The following is a 637-nucleotide window of genomic DNA, read 5'->3' as shown; positions in this document are numbered from 1 at the left end:
GTAAGCGTTGCAGCAGCGACGTCTTGACTGGGGATCGTGATTGTCAGGCTGGGCTGCGGAGCTGATCGGCGACGACCCACGGTGTGAGTTCGTCGATGCGATTGATCGCATGGTCGGCGATGCGCGCGAGCACGTAGCGTAGATATGCCTCAGGATCGATACCGTTGAGTTTCGCGGTACCAACGAGGCTGTAGATTGCGGCGGCACGTTCGCCGCCAGAGTCTGCTCCAGCGAACAGATAGTTGCGTCGACCGATGGCCACCCCGCGTAGCGCGCGCTCGACTGGCAGGTTGTCGATTTCGAGCCGACCGTTTTCGCAATAGCGTGTGAGCGCTTCCCACCGGTTCAACGCATAGAGTATCGCCTGACTCGTGTCAGATTTGCGCGAGAGCGTTTCGAGCGTCGCTCTGAGCCACGCATGGAATCGGTCGAGTAGCGGCTGCGCGTGCTCCTGGCGATAGGCGCGGCGCTCGTCGGGAGGTTTGCCCCTGATCGTTTCCTCAATCCGGTATAGCGCGCCGATACGCTCGAGCGCTTCGGTGTTCAACGCATTGGGGCGGGCTGCGTGCAATTCATAGAACTGGCGCCGAGCGTGCGCCTTATGCCGAGCTCGGCATAAGGCGCATTATCTCGAGTT

1 pseudogene is annotated in these 637 nt (G+C 60.9%); it reads right to left on the bottom strand.

Features of this window, described 5'->3' with window-relative positions:
* Window positions 1-43: 43 nt before the first annotated feature.
* Window positions 44-598: pseudogene (tnpC, locus tag H3V53_RS43285) on the bottom strand (IS66 family transposase); the annotation flags it as partial.
* Window positions 599-637 lie beyond the last annotated feature (39 nt).

Source organism: Paraburkholderia bengalensis (genome assembly GCF_037126505.1).
Taxonomy (GTDB): domain Bacteria; phylum Pseudomonadota; class Gammaproteobacteria; order Burkholderiales; family Burkholderiaceae; genus Paraburkholderia; species Paraburkholderia bengalensis.
The sequence above is the reverse complement of the archived record's forward strand: the minus strand, read 5'-3'. Positions and strand labels throughout refer to the sequence as shown.